The organism is Phenylobacterium sp. 58.2.17 (assembly GCF_026411515.1).
Taxonomy (GTDB): Bacteria; Pseudomonadota; Alphaproteobacteria; order Caulobacterales; family Caulobacteraceae; genus Phenylobacterium.
The window spans coordinates 61772-78035 of the sequence record NZ_JAPMTQ010000001.1; the positions used below are offsets into that span (position 1 = coordinate 61772).

At 68.1% G+C, this 16264-nt stretch carries 18 protein-coding genes; 3 read left to right on the plus strand and 15 right to left on the minus strand.

The window, feature by feature from the left end; all coding sequences use genetic code 11:
* Positions 1 to 92 precede the first annotated feature (92 nt).
* On the minus strand, positions 93 to 638 hold the full coding sequence (locus tag OUA97_RS00310) for a methylated-DNA--[protein]-cysteine S-methyltransferase (RefSeq protein WP_267229727.1): 546 nt from the start codon (positions 636 to 638) through the stop codon (positions 93 to 95).
* A gap of 149 nt (positions 639 to 787) precedes the next feature.
* Here OUA97_RS00310 and OUA97_RS00315 point away from each other — a divergent pair, with 149 nt between their 5' ends.
* Positions 788 to 1399 (plus strand): glutathione S-transferase family protein, encoded by a 612-nt coding sequence (locus OUA97_RS00315; protein WP_267229728.1) that lies wholly within the window; start codon positions 788 to 790, stop codon positions 1397 to 1399.
* Here OUA97_RS00315 and OUA97_RS00320 read toward each other — a convergent pair.
* Positions 1396 to 2280 carry a hypothetical protein gene (locus OUA97_RS00320; RefSeq protein ID WP_267229729.1) on the minus strand — a complete coding sequence of 295 codons (885 nt, stop codon included), beginning with the start codon at positions 2278 to 2280 and terminating at the stop codon, positions 1396 to 1398. The two genes, OUA97_RS00315 and OUA97_RS00320, sit on opposite strands and share 4 nt — an antisense overlap.
* Positions 2281 to 2409: 129 nt before the next feature.
* Here OUA97_RS00320 and trmFO point away from each other — a divergent pair, with 129 nt between their 5' ends.
* A complete protein-coding gene (trmFO, locus tag OUA97_RS00325; protein ID WP_267229730.1) occupies positions 2410 to 3816 on the plus strand; it encodes a methylenetetrahydrofolate--tRNA-(uracil(54)-C(5))-methyltransferase (FADH(2)-oxidizing) TrmFO in 1407 nt (468 codons plus the stop codon).
* Here the strand turns inward: trmFO and OUA97_RS00330 are convergent, their stop codons facing one another.
* The 6 genes from OUA97_RS00330 to yajC form a co-directional block, all read right to left on the minus strand.
* Positions 3817 to 4509, minus strand: a complete 693-nt coding sequence (locus OUA97_RS00330) for a squalene/phytoene synthase family protein (RefSeq protein WP_267229731.1) — start codon at positions 4507 to 4509, stop codon at positions 3817 to 3819.
* Positions 4510 to 4571: 62 nt separating this feature from the next.
* Complete coding sequence (locus tag OUA97_RS00335; protein WP_267229732.1) at positions 4572 to 5177, minus strand: urate hydroxylase PuuD; 606 nt, start codon at positions 5175 to 5177, stop codon at positions 4572 to 4574.
* Positions 5178 to 5249: 72 nt separating this feature from the next.
* The gene (locus OUA97_RS00340; protein WP_267229733.1) at positions 5250 to 5609 is read right to left on the minus strand and encodes an Mth938-like domain-containing protein; all 360 of its coding nucleotides are present in this window, start codon (positions 5607 to 5609) and stop codon (positions 5250 to 5252) included.
* Positions 5610 to 5616: 7 nt separating this feature from the next.
* A complete protein-coding gene (gene secF / locus OUA97_RS00345; protein WP_267229734.1) occupies positions 5617 to 6555 on the minus strand; it encodes a protein translocase subunit SecF in 939 nt (312 codons plus the stop codon).
* A gap of 11 nt (positions 6556 to 6566) precedes the next feature.
* A complete protein-coding gene (gene secD, locus OUA97_RS00350; protein ID WP_267229735.1) occupies positions 6567 to 8168 on the minus strand; it encodes a protein translocase subunit SecD in 1602 nt (533 codons plus the stop codon).
* A gap of 15 nt (positions 8169 to 8183) precedes the next feature.
* Positions 8184 to 8534, minus strand: a complete 351-nt coding sequence (gene yajC / locus OUA97_RS00355) for a preprotein translocase subunit YajC (protein WP_267229736.1) — start codon at positions 8532 to 8534, stop codon at positions 8184 to 8186.
* Positions 8535 to 8650: 116 nt separating this feature from the next.
* Here yajC and OUA97_RS00360 point away from each other — a divergent pair, with 116 nt between their 5' ends.
* Entirely contained in the window at positions 8651 to 9490 is an 840-nt protein-coding gene (locus OUA97_RS00360) for an ATP-binding protein (RefSeq protein WP_267230032.1), read from the plus strand.
* A gap of 125 nt (positions 9491 to 9615) precedes the next feature.
* Here the strand turns inward: OUA97_RS00360 and OUA97_RS00365 are convergent, their stop codons facing one another.
* The 7 genes from OUA97_RS00365 to OUA97_RS00395 form a co-directional block, all read right to left on the minus strand.
* Complete coding sequence (locus tag OUA97_RS00365) at positions 9616 to 11442, minus strand: LysM peptidoglycan-binding domain-containing protein (RefSeq protein ID WP_267229737.1); 1827 nt, start codon at positions 11440 to 11442, stop codon at positions 9616 to 9618.
* A gap of 94 nt (positions 11443 to 11536) precedes the next feature.
* Positions 11537 to 12205, minus strand: a complete 669-nt coding sequence (locus OUA97_RS00370) for a protein-L-isoaspartate(D-aspartate) O-methyltransferase (protein ID WP_267229738.1) — start codon at positions 12203 to 12205, stop codon at positions 11537 to 11539.
* Positions 12206 to 12212: 7 nt separating this feature from the next.
* Positions 12213 to 12992, minus strand: a complete 780-nt coding sequence (gene surE / locus OUA97_RS00375) for a 5'/3'-nucleotidase SurE (RefSeq protein ID WP_267229739.1) — start codon at positions 12990 to 12992, stop codon at positions 12213 to 12215.
* Complete coding sequence (gene serS / locus OUA97_RS00380; protein WP_267229740.1) at positions 12989 to 14317, minus strand: serine--tRNA ligase; 1329 nt, start codon at positions 14315 to 14317, stop codon at positions 12989 to 12991. The genes surE and serS overlap by 4 nt, the downstream gene beginning before the upstream one ends.
* A 184-nt stretch (positions 14318 to 14501) precedes the next feature.
* Complete coding sequence (gene tatC / locus OUA97_RS00385; protein WP_267229741.1) at positions 14502 to 15443, minus strand: twin-arginine translocase subunit TatC; 942 nt, start codon at positions 15441 to 15443, stop codon at positions 14502 to 14504.
* Positions 15440 to 15946: a Sec-independent protein translocase protein TatB gene (tatB, locus tag OUA97_RS00390; protein WP_267229742.1), complete on the minus strand. Its 507-nt coding sequence runs from the start codon at positions 15944 to 15946 to the stop codon at positions 15440 to 15442. The genes tatC and tatB overlap by 4 nt, the downstream gene beginning before the upstream one ends.
* Positions 15947 to 16021: 75 nt before the next feature.
* On the minus strand, positions 16022 to 16228 hold the full coding sequence (locus OUA97_RS00395) for a twin-arginine translocase TatA/TatE family subunit (RefSeq protein ID WP_183769598.1): 207 nt from the start codon (positions 16226 to 16228) through the stop codon (positions 16022 to 16024).
* Positions 16229 to 16264 lie beyond the last annotated feature (36 nt).

Below are 16264 nucleotides of genomic sequence, written 5' to 3' on the forward strand. Positions count from 1 at the left end.
AAGTGGAAGCCGGTTCCGGCGGTCATCACGCTCCAACTCTTTGAAGTAGAGCCTTTTTTCCCTTCAAATGATTCCACTTGAAGGGAAAAGCTCTAGCGGCCGCCGAACAGCGGCAGGGTGTCGGGGGCCAGCGCGCCCTCGATCTCCAGCATGCGCAGTTTGGTGTCGGCCCCGCCGGGGGCCGAGAAGCCGCCCTTGCGGCCGCCGGCCGCCAGGATGCGGTGACACGGCACCACGATCGGCCAGGGGTTGGCGCCCAGCGCCTGGCCCACGGCGCGCGAGAGGCTGACGTCGCCGAGCCGGCGGGCGATGTCCCCATAGGTCAGGGTCTGGCCCGGCGGGATGGCGCGGGCGATCGCGTAGACCTGGGCCGCCAGCGGCGCGACCTGTCCGTCGTCCAGCGCCACCTCCAGCAGGTCGCGTTTGTCGCCGCGCAGCAGCGCCCGCATGCCCGCGATCGCCTCGGCGACGGCGGCGGGCGGGTCCCCCTCCTCCACCCCCGGATGGCGGCGCGTCATCCGCGCGCGCGGGTCGCCGCCCTCGCTGAGCGGCAGCATGACGCCGGTCAGCCCGCGGCCGTTCCAGGCGACGCCGCAGAGGCCGATGGCAGTGTCGAACAGGGCGAAACCCTCGGTCATGACGCCATCCTACCACCGCCGGACGGCGTACGCTGGCGGCATTCGGACCTGCACGCCGCCGACCGCTGACGCCACGGAATGACGCTTGCATTCAAACGCGCGTTCGAAATAGCCTCGCGCCATACTTAAGAACATTAGGGTGCGATCCAATGAAACTTTACGGCGCGCCGATGCCGGCGCCGAACCCCCGCCGTGTGCGCATCTTCCTGGCCGAAAAGGGCGTCGACCTGCCCGAGACGCCAGTCGACATGCGTAAGCGCGAGCATAAGTCGGCCGAATTCCGAGCCAAAAACTCGATGGGCCAGCTGCCGGCGCTCGAACTGGACGACGGCACCTGCATCTCCGAGACCGTCGCTATCTGCCGCTACTTCGAGGAGACCCATCCCGAGCCGCCGATGTTCGGCCGCACGGCGGTGGAAAAGGCGCTGGTCGACCAGTGGATCCGCCGCGTCGAGTTCGCGGTGATGATGCCGGTGGGCAACTTCTGGCGCCATGCGCACCCGTTCACCGCGGCGCTGCTGACCCAGTTCAAGGACTTCGGCGAGTCCAACAAGGAAACCTACCGCGGAGCCCAGAAGTACGTCGATCGGGAGCTGGAGGGCCGTGAATTCCTGGTAGGCGACAGCTACACCATGGCCGACATCTGCCTGCTCTCGACCGTCGACTTCGCCGAGTGGATCGGCCTGCCGGTCGAGGACGAGTTCGTCAACCTGAAGGCCTGGCGCGAACGCGTGAAGGCGCGGCCGAGCGCTGACGCCTAGGCGGCGGCCTTGGTGAGCCCCCGATACGCAACCGCGGCGGGGGCGATCACCACGGCGTAGTAGATCGCCGTCAGCCAACCCGAGACAAGCAGGTAAAGCACCGTGGTCAGGGTGAAGTAGGATCGCACCGACGTGCTGTCGGGACTGAACATCCGGCCGGCCGCCTGGAGGTCGCCGCCTTTGGCGATCGCCACCGCCGCCGCGAAGATCACCAGCACCAGCAGCGACATCGCAATGATGCCGCAGATCGCGAGGGTGTAGGCGCCGGTCAGCTTCCAGAACTGGCCCTTGGTCAGCCGCCAGGAATCGAAGATCGCCAGCCGATGCTCGGCGAAGGTGATCGCCGGCGCCAGCGAGAGCCGCACGGCGGTGTAGAACAGAACGCCGAGGATGAAGAACTCGATGACCACGCCCATCAACGCGCCCGCGCCCTGCCCGGCCACCATCATCACCACGGCGGCGATCAGCCCCGCGACCAGCACCGCGCCGATTACGGCGCCGAGAACCAGGAGGAAGTAGACCCCGGTCAGAAGGACGAGCCGGAACTCGTCCATGCTCAGTTTCAGATAGGCCAAGCCGCGATCCTCGGGACGCAGCGTCACGCGATAGACCGCCGCGGCCATCAGGCACTGGAACAGCAGCCCCATGATCATCATCGGGAACAGCACCGCGAGCATCTCGCCCAGCGCGGCGGCGTCGGGCGTGTCCGCGGGCCCGGCCTCGAGCAGGGCGCTGGCCTCCCGCCCGACGGTGGTCAGGTAGATGGCGCTGCAGACACTGACCAGGAAGCACAGCATCGCCCAGACGAGGACCGTCCTCGGGCGTTCGCGCGTCAGTCGGAAACCCTCGAAAGCGGCGTCAGTCGCCGAAAACGCGCTCATCTCAATCCTCTGGCCAAGCCGTCGCTAATAACGAGTCGGCCGCTGTTTGGCTGCGGATTCTGGTGAGCGGGCTCGACCTTCGCAAGGCCCCGCTCGCGAAGTGTTACGATCGTTGCTAGTTAGTCACGCATGTCGATCCAACCAGTTCATATCGTCGGCGGGGGCCTGGCCGGTTCCGAAGCCGCGTGGCAAGTCGCCCAGGCCGGAGTTCCGGTCGTCCTGCATGAGATGCGCCCGGTCCGGAAGACCGACGCCCACCAGACCGACGGCCTGGCCGAGCTGGTCTGCTCCAACTCGTTCCGCGCCGACGACTGGACCGGCAACGCCGTCGGGCTGCTGCACGCCGAGATGCGCAAGCTCGGCTCGATCATCATGAGCTGCGGCGACGCCAACCAGGTGCCGGCCGGCGGCGCCCTGGCCGTCGACCGCGACGGCTTCTCGCAGGCGGTCACCGCGCGGCTGGAAGCCCATCCCCTGGTCACCATCGAGCGCGAGGAGATCGCCGGCCTGCCGCCGTCCGAGTGGGACAACGTGATCGTCTCCACCGGTCCACTGACCTCGCCGGCGCTGTCCGAGGCGATCCTGCAGCTGACCGGCGAAGGCGAACTGGCGTTCTTCGACGCCATCGCCCCGATCGTGAACTTCGAGTCGATCGACATGGACGTCTGCTGGCGTCAGTCGCGCTACGACAAGGCCGGCCCGGCCGGCGACACCGCCGCCTACATCAACTGCCCCATGGATAAGGCGCAGTACGAGGCCTTCATTGACGCCCTGCTGGCCGGTCCGAAGTCCGAGTTCAAGGACTGGGAGAACGTTCCCTACTTCGACGGCTGCCTGCCGATCGAGGTGATGGCCGAACGCGGCCGCGAGACGCTGCGCCACGGCCCGATGAAGCCGGTCGGCCTGACCAACGCCCACAATCCCGAGGTGAAGGCCTACGCCATCGTCCAACTGCGCCAGGACAACGCCCTGGGCACGCTGTGGAACATGGTCGGCTTCCAGACCAAGCTGAAGCACGGCGCCCAGACCGAGATCTTTCGCACCATTCCGGGGCTGGAAAAGGCTGTGTTCGCGCGGCTCGGCGGCCTGCATCGCAACACCTTCCTGAACAGCCCGAAGCTGCTGGACGCCCAACTGCGGATGAAGACCCAGCCGCGGCTGCGCTTCGCCGGCCAGGTGACCGGGGTCGAAGGCTATGTCGAGAGCGCCGCCGTCGGCCTGCTGGCCGGCCGCTTCGCCGCCGCCGAGCGCCTGGGCCGGCCGATCGCGCCGCCGCCGGCCACCACGGCGCTGGGGGCCCTGATCGGCCACATCACCGGCGGCCACATCGACGCCGGCAAGGGCTCGTTCCAGCCGATGAACATCAATTACGGCCTGCTCCCGCCGCTGGAAGCGGCCGGCCCGAAGCGGCGCGAGGACGGCAGCCGCATCGGCGCCAAGGAACGCGGCCGCAACAAGAAGCTGGCGATGGGCGAACGCGCCCTGGCCGACCTCGACGCCTGGGTCGCCGGCTCGCCGGCGCTGGCGGCGGAGTAGCTAGAGCCGACCGCGGGCGCTGGCCCAGAACAGCCGCAGGCGGGCTTCCAGGTCGGAGGCTCGCCGTCCCCGCGCCCTGACCCGCGCCAGGGTCGCATGGGCGACGGCCGGGAACGCGGCCACCGACATCCCCTGCCCGGCCGCCAGCGCCTCGGCCAACGCCGCCTGGGCGGCCTCGCCCTCCATGCCGGCGGTGCCCATCAGCATGCCGATGGCCCACGCCTCGCCGGCGCGCTCGGCCCGGGTCAGGTCGGCCTGCGGGTCGAGGATCAGCGCCACGGCGCGAGCCGCCCCGCCCGCCGATCCCCGCGCCCATTCGAGCGCATCGGCCAGGTTCATCGGCGCGGGATCGAGTTCGCGGTAGCGGGCGTCGATCATCGCCTCCAGCGGGCCGCGCGGCAGGCCGTGGCGGCCGATGGCGGCAGCCAGCGCCTGGGCGGTCGGGTGATGGCGCACGGGCCGCCCCTCGAACACCTCATCCAGCACCTCGCGCCACCAGGTCAGGCGGATCTCGCCCATCAGGGCGTTGGAGGCGACCTTGGGCGCGCGGGCCAGCTCGTAGTCGAAGGCGTAGACGGCCATGACGTCCGCACGGGCGGCGGGGTCGGCGATGAAGCGGCTGGACAGCCAGCGTTCCGGGTCGAGGCGGCGGGCCTGGTCGTCGAGGTCGGCGGCGGGTTGGGTTTCGGACATCACACACAAGCAAAAGGCCCGCCGGGTGGGGCGGGCCTTCCGATCCTAGACGCGTTCGGCCGTTAGCCGAAGATGGTCTGGTTCATGGTCATGGTGACCAACATCGGCAGCGACAGCAGCGTATTGGTGCGCGAGAACAGCATGGCCACCTTGCCAGCCTTGGCCTTCGCGTCGGCGTCGCCGTCGACCAGGCCCAGGGCGATCTTCTGGTTCGGCCAGATGAAGACCCAGACATTGAGGAACATGATCGTCGCCAGCCACATGCCGACGCCGATGAAGGTGTGCTGCGGCACCGAGAAGCCGTCCAGGGCGCCGAGGGTGAAGGCCTGGACCAGATAGCCGCGGTTGAAGGCCAGGATGACGCCCATGATCCAGGTGGCCAGCGCCGCATAGCGGAACCAGAACAGCGCCTCGGGCGCGATGTACTTGGAGACGGCGGGCTTCAGCTCGGCCGGGATGTCCGGCATTTTCCGGATCTGGACGAAGTTGAAATAGTACAGCAGGCCGATCCAGAGGATCCCGAAGAAGGTGTGCAGCCAGCGGAACACCGCCTGCCAGAAGATCGAGTCAGCCGAGCCGTAGTGGCTCATGTAACCAACGACCATGATCACGGCGAGCAGGAAGCTCACGATCATGGTGTTGCGGAAATTGGACAGCAGTCCCTGCATTGTCGATGCCCCTTATGTTTCCAGCCCTAAGGACCGGATATAGGGCGCTTCGCAGCAGGCGAAAAGCCAAGCTTAGACGGCGATGATGGCGGCCGCGAGCTTGCGGCCTTCGGCCGTCAGGATGTTGTAGAGCCGGCAGGCGGCCGGGGTGTCCATGAATTCGAGGCCGATGCCGGCCCGCTGCAGGGCCTCTCGCACGGCGCGCGGCGGCAGGGCGTTGTGCATCCCCGCCCCCAGCAGCACGAACTCCACCTCGCCGCGACCGGCGGCGACGATCTCGGCGAAGTGGTCGGGCGACAGCTCGCCCATCGTGCGGACGGGCCAGGCCCTGGCCTCGTCGCGCACGATCAGCAGGGAGCCCTCGTGGCGGCCGGTGGAGAGGCGGAAACCGCCGTCTCCGTAGGCGTCGATCTGGGGGGCGTCCCGGGCCATGGCGCGCCTAGCGGGCGGCCATGGGCTTAAGCGGCTCGGCCGGCTCGTCGCCGCGCTTCACGCCCCAAAGCAGGATGATCGGCAGGGCCACGTAGATCGACGAGTAGGTGCCGACGACGACGCCGAAGACCATGGTCACGACCAACGGCAGCAGCACCGGGCCGCCGAAGAACACCGCGCCGGACAGGGCCAGGATCGCCGTGGAGCCGGTGATCAGGGTCCGCGACAGACGCTCGTTCTCGGACTTGTTGATGATGTCGGCCAGCGGCGCGGTCTTGTACTTGCGCAGGTTCTCGCGAAGACGGTCGAAGGTGATGACCTTCTCGTTCATCGAATAGCCGATGACGGTCAGCAGCGCCGCGATCGAGGTCATCGAGAACTCGAGATGGGTCAGCGACAGCATGCCCATCGTCAGCAGCACGTCGTGGAACACGCCCACCACGGCGCCGAGGCCGAACTGCAGCTGGAAGCGGAACCAGATGTAGAGGAGCATCAGCAGCACCGCGACGCCCAGGGCCATGAAGCCGCCGGTCATCAGCTCGCCCGAGACCTTCGGCCCCACGACCTCGACCTTCTTGAAGGTGATGCCCGGGAAAGTCTTGGTCAGCTCGGTCTTGATGGCTTCAGCGCCGTCGACGGGATTGACGTCCTCGGCGGTGCGAAAGCGCAGCATCGCACTGTTGGGCGAGCCCATCTGCTGGACCTGGGCGTCTTCGCCGCCGACCCGCATCATGGTCTGACGCAGCTTGCCGATGTCGACCGGCCCCGGGGTCTGCACCTCGATCATCGACCCGCCGATGAAGTCGATGCCCAGGTTCAGGCCCTTGGTGAAGAACGACACGCCCGAGAGCGCGATGAGGATCGCCGAAAAGATCGCCGCATAAGGCGCAAGACGCACGAAGTTGAAGTGGAACTCGCGCGGCAGGAGACGGATCAGAGGCCACATGTTCTCGAATCCTAGACGATCGGCAGCACTTTCGGCCGAGTGGCGCGGAACCACAGACCGATAAGCACTTGAGTGATGACGACGGCGGTGAACACCGAGGTGATGACCCCGATGAGCAGCGTCCAGGCGAAGCCGCGGATCGGGCCGGAGCCGAACTGGAACATGATCAGCGCGGAAATGGCGCTGGTGATGTTGGCGTCCATGATCGAGACCAGGGCCAGCGAATAGCCGTGCTCCAGGGCCGCGATCGGCGACCTGCCGGCATGGGCCTCGTCCCGTATCCGTTCATAGATCAGCACGTTGGCGTCGACCGCCACCGCAAGGGTCAGGATCAGGCCGGCGATGCCGGGAAAGGTCAGCGTCGCCTGGGTGAACGACATGATCCCCAGGATCAGCAGCACGTTGACGATCAGGGCGATCGCCGAGAACACGCCGAACAGGCCGTAGGCCAGGATGATGAAGACGATGATCGCCACGCCGCCGATGACGAGCGAGATGATCCCCGCCTTCACGGCGTCGGCCCCGAGCTCGGCGCCGACGGTGGATTGCTGCTCGACCTTCAGCGGCGCCGGCAGGGCGCCGGCGCGCAGCAGGATCGCCAGGTCGTTGGCGCTCTGCGGCGTGAAGCTTCCGCTGATCTGGCCGTTGCCGCCGGTGATGGCGCTCTGGATCACCGGAGCGGAGATCACCTTGCCGTCGAGGACGATGGCGAAGCGCTTGCCGAGGTTCTGGGACGTCGCATCGGCGAAGCGGCGCGCGCCCTGGCCGTTGAAGCGGAACGACACGACGGGCTGGCCGCTCTGCTGGTCGAACTGCTGCTGGGCGTCGGTCAGCATCTCGCCGGTCACCAGCGCGCGCTTCTTCAGAACGTACGACTGCGAGAAGCCGTCGTCGGCCGGATAGACCTGGGAGCCTGGCGGCACCCGGCCGGCGGCCATGTCTTCCGGCGTGACGCTGTCGTCGACCATCTGGAAGGTCAGCTTGGCGGTCTGGCCGATGACGTCGCGCAGGCGTTGCGGATCGCTTTCGCCCGGCGCCTGGACGACGATCCGGTTGACGCCCTGACGGACGATGGTCGGTTCCTTGGTGCCCAGTTCGTCGATCCGACGGCGCAGGATCTCGATCGACTGGTCGACCGCGCGGCCGGCCTCGGCGTTCATCGCGTCCTGGGACAGCGACAGGACGATGCGCCCGCCGCCGGCCGAGGAGACCGAGATGCCGCTGCCGCCCGGCGTCGCGGCGCTGGCCGCGGCCACGGTGCTGCGCAGCTTGTTGACCGCGGTGTTCGCCTGGGCCGGATCGCTGATCAGGACGCTGACCTGATCATTGACCAGCCGCAGCTCGGCGAACTGGATATTGGCCTCGCGCAGCTGGGTGCGCACGTCTTCCAGCAGGTTGGTGAGACGCTCCTGCTTGAGCGCGGCGGTGTCCACTTCCAGCAGGAGGTGCGAGCCCCCCTGCAGGTCCAGGCCGAGATTGAGGGTCTGCTTGGGCATGAAGCCCGGCAGGCTGTCGCGCACATCGGCGGGCAGCACGTTCGGCAAGGTGAACACCACGCCGAAGATCGCCGCGAAAACCACGGCGATCACCTTCCAGCGCGAGAGATTGATCATGTGTACGTCGAGCCCTTAGGCCTTGGAGTCGTTGGCAGGGGCCGGCTCGCCGCGCACGCGGACCTCGGCGATCATGCCCTTCACCACCTTGACGGTGACGCCCTGGGCGATTTCGAGGCCGATTTCCTTGTCCTCGACCCGAACCACCTTGCCGACCACGCCCGAGTTCAGCACGACGGTGTCGTTGCGCTTCAGGTTGGTGATCATCTGCTGGTGCTGCTTCATCCGGCGCTGCTGCGGCCGGATCATCAGGAAGTAGAAGAGAACGACCAGGCCGACCAGCGGCAGGAACTGGATCAGCAGATCCTGCGGGCCGCCCGTGGGGGCGCCGGCGGCGGTCTGGGCGAAGGCGGGCGTGGCGAACATGGCGCTCCGAAGCTCAATAGTCGGGCGCGTTGCGGCCCGGTTTTTCAGGTCGGCGGAAGCTATGCGCTGCGTCTTCGTTTTGCAATGGAAGCGCCGTGCGGCTAAGCACCTTCGCCATGGAAGACGCGTTGAAGCCTGTTCTCGTCCGCATCGCCGAAGCCCTGGAGCGACTGGCCCCGCCGGCCAAGGTAGCGCCCTCGTTCGACGGCGCGCGCCTGTTCCGCCACGATCCTGTGACCGGGGCCTTCCATCCCGCGCCGGACTATCCGCTGCCGCTCGAATCCCTGCTGGGCATCGAACGGCAGAAGGACCGGTTCCTGGAGAACCTGCAGCGCTTCGCCAAGGGGCTGCCGAGCAACCATGTCCTGCTGTGGGGCGTGCGCGGAACCGGCAAGAGCTCAATCTCCAAGGCCGCGTTCATGCAGGTCTCGCAGGACGCGCCCGACCTGAAGTTGGTCGAGGTCGACCGCGACCAGGTGACGGAGCTGCCGTCGCTGTTCGACGAGCTGCGCGGCCGGGCCGAACGCTTCGTGGTGCTGTGCGACGACCTCTCGTTCGAGGAAGGTGCGGCCGCCGCCAAGGCGCTGAAGTCGGCGCTGGAAGGCGGCGTCTCCGGTCCGCCGAGCAACGTGCTGTTCGTGGCGACCTCCAACCGGCGCCACCTGATGCCGCGCACGAACACCGAGGACCGCGGCCTGGTCGCCTCGGCCGAGGACGCTGAGGAAGAGGTCAGCGTCTCAGACCGCTTCGGCCTGTGGATCGGCTTCCCGCCGATGGATCAGGCGACCTATCTGGCGGCGATCAACGCCTATGCCGAGCGCTACGGCCTGGCCGATCCGGAGCTCGACCGCCGGGCCCTGCAGTGGGCGCAGCTGCGCGGCTCGCGCTCCGGCCGCGTAGCCTATCAGTTCATCCGCGACCTGGCCGGCGAGCAGGGCAAGCACCTGCCGCTGTAGGGCGACTTCCCCTCCCCTTCATGGGGAGGGCGGCGCGGCGCAACGTGCCGTGATGGGTGGGGTACTCGACGCCTGCCCCACCCTGATCGCTTCGCGATCTGTCCCTCCCCCAAAAGGAGGGAAATCTACTTCGGCAGCACCAGCTTGGGATCGATCGGGCGGGCGCGTTCCTGCGGCGTCGGGGCGTAGCGCACCTCGAAGTGCAGCTGCGGCTCTGAGACGCCGCCGGTCGAGCCGACCTGGCCGACCTGCTGCCCCTGCACGACCTTCTGCTGCATCTTCACGTCGACGCGCGCCAGGTGACCATAGGCGGTGACCCAGCCGTCCGTGTGCTTGATCAGCACCAGGTTGCCGAAGCCCGGCACCTGGTCGCCGGCATAGACGACGTCGCCGGCTGCAGCGGCGCGGACCGTCTCGCCCTGCGACGCGCGGATGTTGACGCCGTCGTTGCGCTGGCCGGTGCCCTTGGGCCCGTAGTCCGAAACGATGTCGCCGCGGACCGGCCAGACGAAACGGCCGCGCCCGAAGCTGGAGATCTGCGCATCGGTCGGCGTGCCGCTGGTCGGGGCCGGAGAACTCGGCGTCGGGGCCGGGGTCGAAGGCTTCGGCGGCGGCGGCGCAGGACGCACCGGCGCAGGCGGGGTCGGCGTCGGCGTCGGCGTGGTGGCCGCCGGCGGTTGGTACGGCGTCGAAGGCGTAGTCGTCGAAGGCGGCGTGTAGGGCGGCGGCGGGGCCGGTGTCGGAGCCGGCGCCGGTCGCGGCGCGGCGACCTCCTCGCGGATCGGTCCCCGGTCGCGATAGCCCGAAGGCAGGATCACCTGCCGGCCGGCCTTGATCGAGGCGCCGACGCGCAGGCCGTTGGCCTCGGCCAGCGCCTTTTGGGTGACGCCGAAGCGGCGGGCGATCAGGGCCATGGTGTCGCCATGCCCGGCCACATAGGCCTTGGCCTTGGTCGCCGGCCCCTTGAGCACCTGCCCCGGCTGCAGGGCATATGGCGCCTTCAGCTTGTTGTCGTCGGCCAGGTCCTTACGGGTGGTGTCGAGACTGCGGGCGATGGCGTCGAGATTGTCGCCCTTCTTGACCGTATAGGTCTTCGGCTTGCCGGCGGTGTCCACCACCTTGCCGGTGACGCGCATGCGCACCGTGGTCGCCGGCTGGTCGACGACGGGCGGCGGCGACGCAGGCGGCGTGACGCGCGGCGGGGTATAGGGCGGGGGCGCGGAGGGCGGCGGCGGCTCATAGCCGCTGGAAGCCACCGGGACCTGGGTCCGAACGACGGTCGGGCCTTTGTCCTTATAGCCGTCCGGCAGGATCAGGCGCTGGCCGGGCGATAGCGGCGCGTCGATGTCGCGCTCGTTGGCCTCGGCGATCGCCGCGGCGGTGACGCTGAAGCGGCGGGCGATCGCGAACAGGGTGTCCCCGGATTCGACCACATAGGCTTTGCTTTTGGCCGTGCGCGGGCCCTTCAGCACCTGGCCGGGCCGCAGGGCGTAGGGCGCCTTGAGATCGTTGTCCTCAGCCAGCTGCTTGCGGTCGGTGCCGAGCGTGCGGGCGATGGCGTCGAGATTGTCGCCCTTCTTGACCGTATAGTCCTTGGCCGGGCCGGCGGTGTCGACCACCCGGCCGGCGACTGTCGTACGGGTCACGGTCTGCATGACCGGAGGCGCCGGCGGCAGAGCCTGGGTCGTAGGCGGCGGCGAGGTCGGCGCAGGCGGCAGCGGCCGGGCCGGCTGAATGCTGGGCAGCGGCGTGGACGAGACCGGCGGCGTGGGCCGCGCCTCGGGCGCCGGCTCGGACGGACGCACGACAGGCGGCGTCGCCGGCGGCGGCTGGCTCGGCGCGGGATTGGGCCTGGTCGGGAAGTTCGGGCGCATGGGCTCGACCGTGGTGCAGGCGGTCAGCGCCGTGCCGGCCAGAAGGAACAAAACCGTACGCGAGAGGGAAAGCGTCATCGCCGCTCCGGGGGACATTGGATCGGAATCAGTCGAGGCGTCAGGGTTAATGATGGGTTACGGCCGACGCCCAGGCCACCCAATTAGTCGTACCTCACGGCTCCTTGGCGACGCCGTCGAGCAGAGGAACGAAGCGGACGTCGGTCATGTGTTCGGCCCGGAAGCCGCCCGCCCCGTCGCCGAGATAACGGATCAGCTTTTGCACCGGCCCCCTGCCCACAGGCGCGACCAGAATGCCGGAGGGCTTCAGTTGCGAAAGCAGGGCCTTGGGCTCATCCGGCGCCGCGGCTGTGACCAAAATGCGGTCAAAAGGCGCCTGCTCGGGCCAGCCCCGCCCGCCGTCGCCGAAGCGGGTGACGATGTTGGTCAGCCCGAGCTGCTTGAAGCGGGCCTCGGCCTCGCCCAGCAGGGTCCGGTAGCGTTCCACCGTGTAGACCAGCCGCGAAATCTTGGAGAGGATGGTGGTCTGGTAGCCTGAGCCGGTGCCGATCTCGAGCACCCGCGAGCGCGGTTCGACCTGCAGGGCCTGGCTCATCAGGCCGACGATGAACGGTTGGCTGATCGTCTGGCCGCAGGCGATCGGCAGGGCCGAATCCTCGAAAGCCCTTTCCTTGAAAAGGTCCGGCGTGAACAGCTCGCGCGGGGTCGATTCGAGCGCCGCGAGCACGGCCGGGTCGCTGACGCCCTGGGCGCGCAGCGACAGCACCAGTCGTGCGAGCTGGACGTCCCGCCCCTCTTCGCCGTTGTCGTCTTGCTTGCCCATATCCGCCTCAGGCCTTCGGCGGCGCGCCCCCGAGCACGCCCTTCAGGCGAAAGACGGTTTCGGCGTGAGTCAGGTCGATATGCAAGGGGGTGACGGAAATCTTACCGTCGTAGATGGCGCGAAGGTCGGTGCCGTCGGCCGGCTGCGACATTTCGTGGCGGAAGCCCATCCAGTAGTAGTCGCGGTTGCGCAGGTCGGTGCGCTTCTCGGCGTGACGCACCGCTACGTCGCGGAAGGTCTGGCGGGTGACCTCGACCTCGGTGATCTCGTCGGGCGCTCGCGAGGGGAAATTGACGTTCATCACCACGTCCTTTGGCCAGCCGATCTCGACCAGCCGCCTGACGATGCCGGGGCCGAAACGCTCGGCCGGGGCGAACATGTCCTGACCGTCGACCAGCGGCCAGGTGGTCTGCGACAGGGCGATCGACGGGATACCCATCGCCATGCCCTCGATGGCGCCGGCGACGGTGCCCGAAAGCGTCACGTCCTCGGCCAGATTGGCGCCACGGTTGACGCCCGACAGCACCAGGTCCGGCGTCAGGCCGCCCATCAGCTCGGTGACCGCCAGCATCACGCAATCGGTCGGCGTGCCGGTGGTGGCGAAGCGGCGGTCGTCCAGTTTCCGCACCCGCACCGGATCGGACAGGGTCAGGGCGCGACTGGCGCCCGACTGCTCGTACTCCGGCGCACAGATCCAGACGTCGTCGGTCAGGGCTCGGGCGATGCTCTCCAGGGCGACGAGACCTTCAGCGTGAATGCCGTCGTCGTTGGTCAGGAGGATTCTCATTCGCCACCGATATGCGTCAGGCCCGGAAGATAGCGGTGCAGCGCCTGCGGGATGGCGATGCGGCCCTTCTCGTCCTGATAGTTCTCCATGACCGCCACGAGCGTGCGGCCAACGGCCAAGCCCGAGCCGTTCAGGCTATGAACGAAGCGAGCGCCCTTCTCGCCGGCCTTCTTGGTCCGCGCGTCCATCCGCCGGGCCTGGAAGTCGCCGCAGTTCGAACAGGAGCTGATTTCGCGATAACGCCCCTCGGAGGGGAGCCAGACCTCGAGGTCGTAGGTCTTGCGCGCGCCAAAGCCCATGTCGCCGGTGCAGAGCAGCATGGTGCGGAACGGCAGTTCCAGCGCCTTCAGCACCGCCTCGGCGCAGCCGACCATCCGCTCGTGCTCCTCCTCGGACTTGTCCGGGGCGGTGATCGAGACGAGCTCGACCTTGTAGAATTGGTGCTGGCGGATCATGCCGCGGGTGTCACGGCCGGAGGCGCCGGCCTCGGCGCGGAAGCTGGGCGTCAGGGCCGTGAAGCGGAGCGGCAGCTCCTCCTCGGCGACGATCTGCTCGCGCACCAGATTGGTCAGCGAGACCTCGGCCGTCGGGATCAGCCAGCGGACGTCGGTCTCGTCCAGCCGGTCGAGGTCCAGCGTCTGGGCCGCCTGGGCGCCCGGGAAGGCCACGAACTGATCGTCGGCGAACTTGGGCAGCTGGCCGGTCCCGAACATCGCCTTGGTGCGCACCATGAGCGGCGGCGAGACCTCGGTGTAGCCGTGCTCCAGCGTCTGCATATCGAGCATGAACTGGCCGATGGCCCGCTCCAGCCGGGCGAGCTGCCCGCGCAGCACCGTGAAGCGCGCGCCGCTCATGCGGGCGGCCGCCTCGAAGTCCATGAGGCCCAGGCCTTCGCCCAGATCGACGTGATCCTTCGGAGCGGCGATGGTGTTCGGCTCGCCCCAGCGACGGACCTCGACATTGTCGTGCTCGTCCGCCCCCCCCGGCACCTCCGGCATCGGCAAGTTCGGCAGCGAGGCCAACAGGTTCTGCAGTTCGGCGGAGACCGCACGCTCGACCTCGGCCTGCTCGGCCAGCACGCCCTTGACCTGCTCGACCTCGGCCATCAGGCGCTGAGCCTCGGCTTCGTCCTTCTTGGCCTTGGCCTGGCCGATCAACTTAGAAGCTTCGTTACGGCGGCTCTGGGCGGTCTCGAGGGCCAGCTTGGCGGCCCGTAGCCTGGCGTCCAGTTCGATCGCCTGGGCGGCGGCGCCGGAACGGCCCTTCGCAGCCCACGCTTTCTCGTAAAGCTCGGGGGTTTCGCGAATGGCTCGGATATCGTGCATGGGTCCGCCGCAGGTGGGAGTGAGCGGACTTCTCTAGAGCGGGTTGGTTGGCGGGCCAACCCCTAGCGCCCTCGTCCCTGTCCCGGTCGGCTTGAAACAAGCCAACCGGGATGAACAGGGTCGATTCTGTGAGTTTAAGCCCTTCTTACCCACTCACGATGATCCATCGTAAGTGCGAGGGGCTCTAGACCACGGCCACGTCCGTGCCGGCCTCGTCCTCTTCGCGCTTGCGGCGGATCTCGATCAGCTTCACGCACCAGATCGAGATCTCGTAGAGCAGGATGATCGGCACGGCGAGCATGGTCTGGCTGATCGGATCGGGCGGAGTGACCACGGCGGCGACCACGAAGACGCCGACGATGGCGTAGCGGCGGCCGCTCGACAGCGCCTTGGACGAGATCAGACCGGCCATGCCGAGCAAGGTCAGCACCACCGGCAGCTGGAAGCAGAGACCGAAGGCCAGCAGCAGCGTGGTCACCAGGCTCAGATAGTCCGAGACCTTGGGCAACAGCTCGACCGTGACCCCGGCGTCGCCGACGATCTGCTGGGACAGCGAGAACCACAGCACGAACGGCAGGATCACGTAGTAGACCAGCGCCGCGCCCATCAGAAACAGGCTCGGCGAGGCCAGCAGGAACGGCAGGAAGGCCTTGCGCTCGCGCTTGTAGAGACCCGGCGCGACAAAGCCGTAGACCTGCCAGGCGAGCACCGGGAAAGTCAGCACCACCGCGCCGAAGCCGGCCAGCTTCAGCTTGGTGAAGAAGAACTCGAGCGGGGCGGTGAACACCAGCTTCAGCTTCTCGGCGCCGGCCGCGTCGGGCACCTCGCGCGCGCCGATCAGCGCCAGAAACAGGTCCTTGGTCCCAGACAGGAACTTCAGGATGTCGAAGCCGCCGGCCTGCTGGGCGTGCGCCGCCTGCTCGGCCGCCAGCAGCTGGGCGGCGATCGCGAACGGATGCAGCAGGAACATGTAGATCTGCTTGGAGAAGCCGAAGCAGATGGCGAACCCGATCGCCATGGCCAGCACGCAGACGATCAGGCGCGAACGCAGCTCGACCAGGTGGTCAAGCAGCGGCGCGCGCGAGGCCTCGATCTCGGCCTCGTCGTGGTCGTAGGGGCTGCTCACGCCTTGGCTCCGGCCTTGGATTTGGCGGCGGCCTTCGGTTTCGCGGCCTTCGGCTTGGCGTCGGTCTCCGCCTTCGGCTTCGCCGTCCGACGGGCGCGCGGCTTGGCTTCCTCAACGATGGGCGCGGGGTCAGGCGCCGCCGGCTCCGGGGCCGGCGGATCGTAACTCTGGCTCGCCGAGGGCGGGAACCGCACGTCCGAGCCTTGCAGGCTGTCGCCGATCTCCTTGAGGACCTGGTCGACCTGGGCCTTGGAAGCGTCCGCCGCCGCCGTGTCGGCGAGCTGGCCGCGGCGCATGGCCTCGACTTCCTTGCGCAGCTCGTCCAGCTCGGACTGGCGCGCCATCTCATCAAAGCTGGCGCGGAACTCGTTGGCCATGCCGCGGATCTTGGCCGTGAACTGGCCAAGCTTGCGCAGCATCATAGGCAAGTCCTTGGGGCCGACGACGATCAGAGCGACCGCCGCGATCACCAGGAGTTCAAGCCCGCCGATTTCGGGAAGCATTCGTAAGGCAGCCTAGACGTATGAGCCCGCGCCGATCGGAACCGGCGCGGGCGAATCTGCGATGAGACGGGCGCGTCAGCCGCGCGCTTCGTCCTTTTCCCGCTCGGTGTTCGGCAGCGGCTTGCTCTCCGCAGAGGTCGGCTCGTCCTTCAGGCCGTCACGGAAGGCGCGGATGCCCTTGGCGGCGTCGCCCATGATGCCCGAAAGCTTGCCGCGGCCGCCGAACAGCAGCGCCACGACGACCAGAACGATCAGCCAATGCCAAATCGAAAATGAGCCCATCAGGCCAAACTCCTTAACGTCGGCGGCCGCCCTCGG

Bases quoted from the DNA above. Each gene is read 5' to 3' on its own strand.
- OUA97_RS00310 (WP_267229727.1), bottom strand. From the start codon at position 638: ATGACCGAGGGTTTCGCCCTGTTCGACACTGCCATCGGCCTCTGCGGC.
- OUA97_RS00315 (WP_267229728.1), top strand. From the start codon at position 788: ATGAAACTTTACGGCGCGCCGATGCCGGCGCCGAACCCCCGCCGTGTG.
- OUA97_RS00320 (WP_267229729.1), bottom strand. From the start codon at position 2,280: ATGAGCGCGTTTTCGGCGACTGACGCCGCTTTCGAGGGTTTCCGACTG.
- trmFO (WP_267229730.1), top strand. From the start codon at position 2,410: ATGTCGATCCAACCAGTTCATATCGTCGGCGGGGGCCTGGCCGGTTCC.
- OUA97_RS00330 (WP_267229731.1), bottom strand. From the start codon at position 4,509: ATGTCCGAAACCCAACCCGCCGCCGACCTCGACGACCAGGCCCGCCGC.
- OUA97_RS00335 (WP_267229732.1), bottom strand. From the start codon at position 5,177: ATGCAGGGACTGCTGTCCAATTTCCGCAACACCATGATCGTGAGCTTC.
- OUA97_RS00340 (WP_267229733.1), bottom strand. From the start codon at position 5,609: ATGGCCCGGGACGCCCCCCAGATCGACGCCTACGGAGACGGCGGTTTC.
- secF (WP_267229734.1), bottom strand. From the start codon at position 6,555: ATGTGGCCTCTGATCCGTCTCCTGCCGCGCGAGTTCCACTTCAACTTC.
- secD (WP_267229735.1), bottom strand. From the start codon at position 8,168: ATGATCAATCTCTCGCGCTGGAAGGTGATCGCCGTGGTTTTCGCGGCG.
- yajC (WP_267229736.1), bottom strand. From the start codon at position 8,534: ATGTTCGCCACGCCCGCCTTCGCCCAGACCGCCGCCGGCGCCCCCACG.
- OUA97_RS00360 (WP_267230032.1), top strand. From the start codon at position 8,651: ATGGAAGACGCGTTGAAGCCTGTTCTCGTCCGCATCGCCGAAGCCCTG.
- OUA97_RS00365 (WP_267229737.1), bottom strand. From the start codon at position 11,442: ATGACGCTTTCCCTCTCGCGTACGGTTTTGTTCCTTCTGGCCGGCACG.
- OUA97_RS00370 (WP_267229738.1), bottom strand. From the start codon at position 12,205: ATGGGCAAGCAAGACGACAACGGCGAAGAGGGGCGGGACGTCCAGCTC.
- surE (WP_267229739.1), bottom strand. From the start codon at position 12,992: ATGAGAATCCTCCTGACCAACGACGACGGCATTCACGCTGAAGGTCTC.
- serS (WP_267229740.1), bottom strand. From the start codon at position 14,317: ATGCACGATATCCGAGCCATTCGCGAAACCCCCGAGCTTTACGAGAAA.
- tatB (WP_267229742.1), bottom strand. From the start codon at position 15,946: ATGCTTCCCGAAATCGGCGGGCTTGAACTCCTGGTGATCGCGGCGGTC.
- OUA97_RS00395 (WP_183769598.1), bottom strand. From the start codon at position 16,228: ATGGGCTCATTTTCGATTTGGCATTGGCTGATCGTTCTGGTCGTCGTG.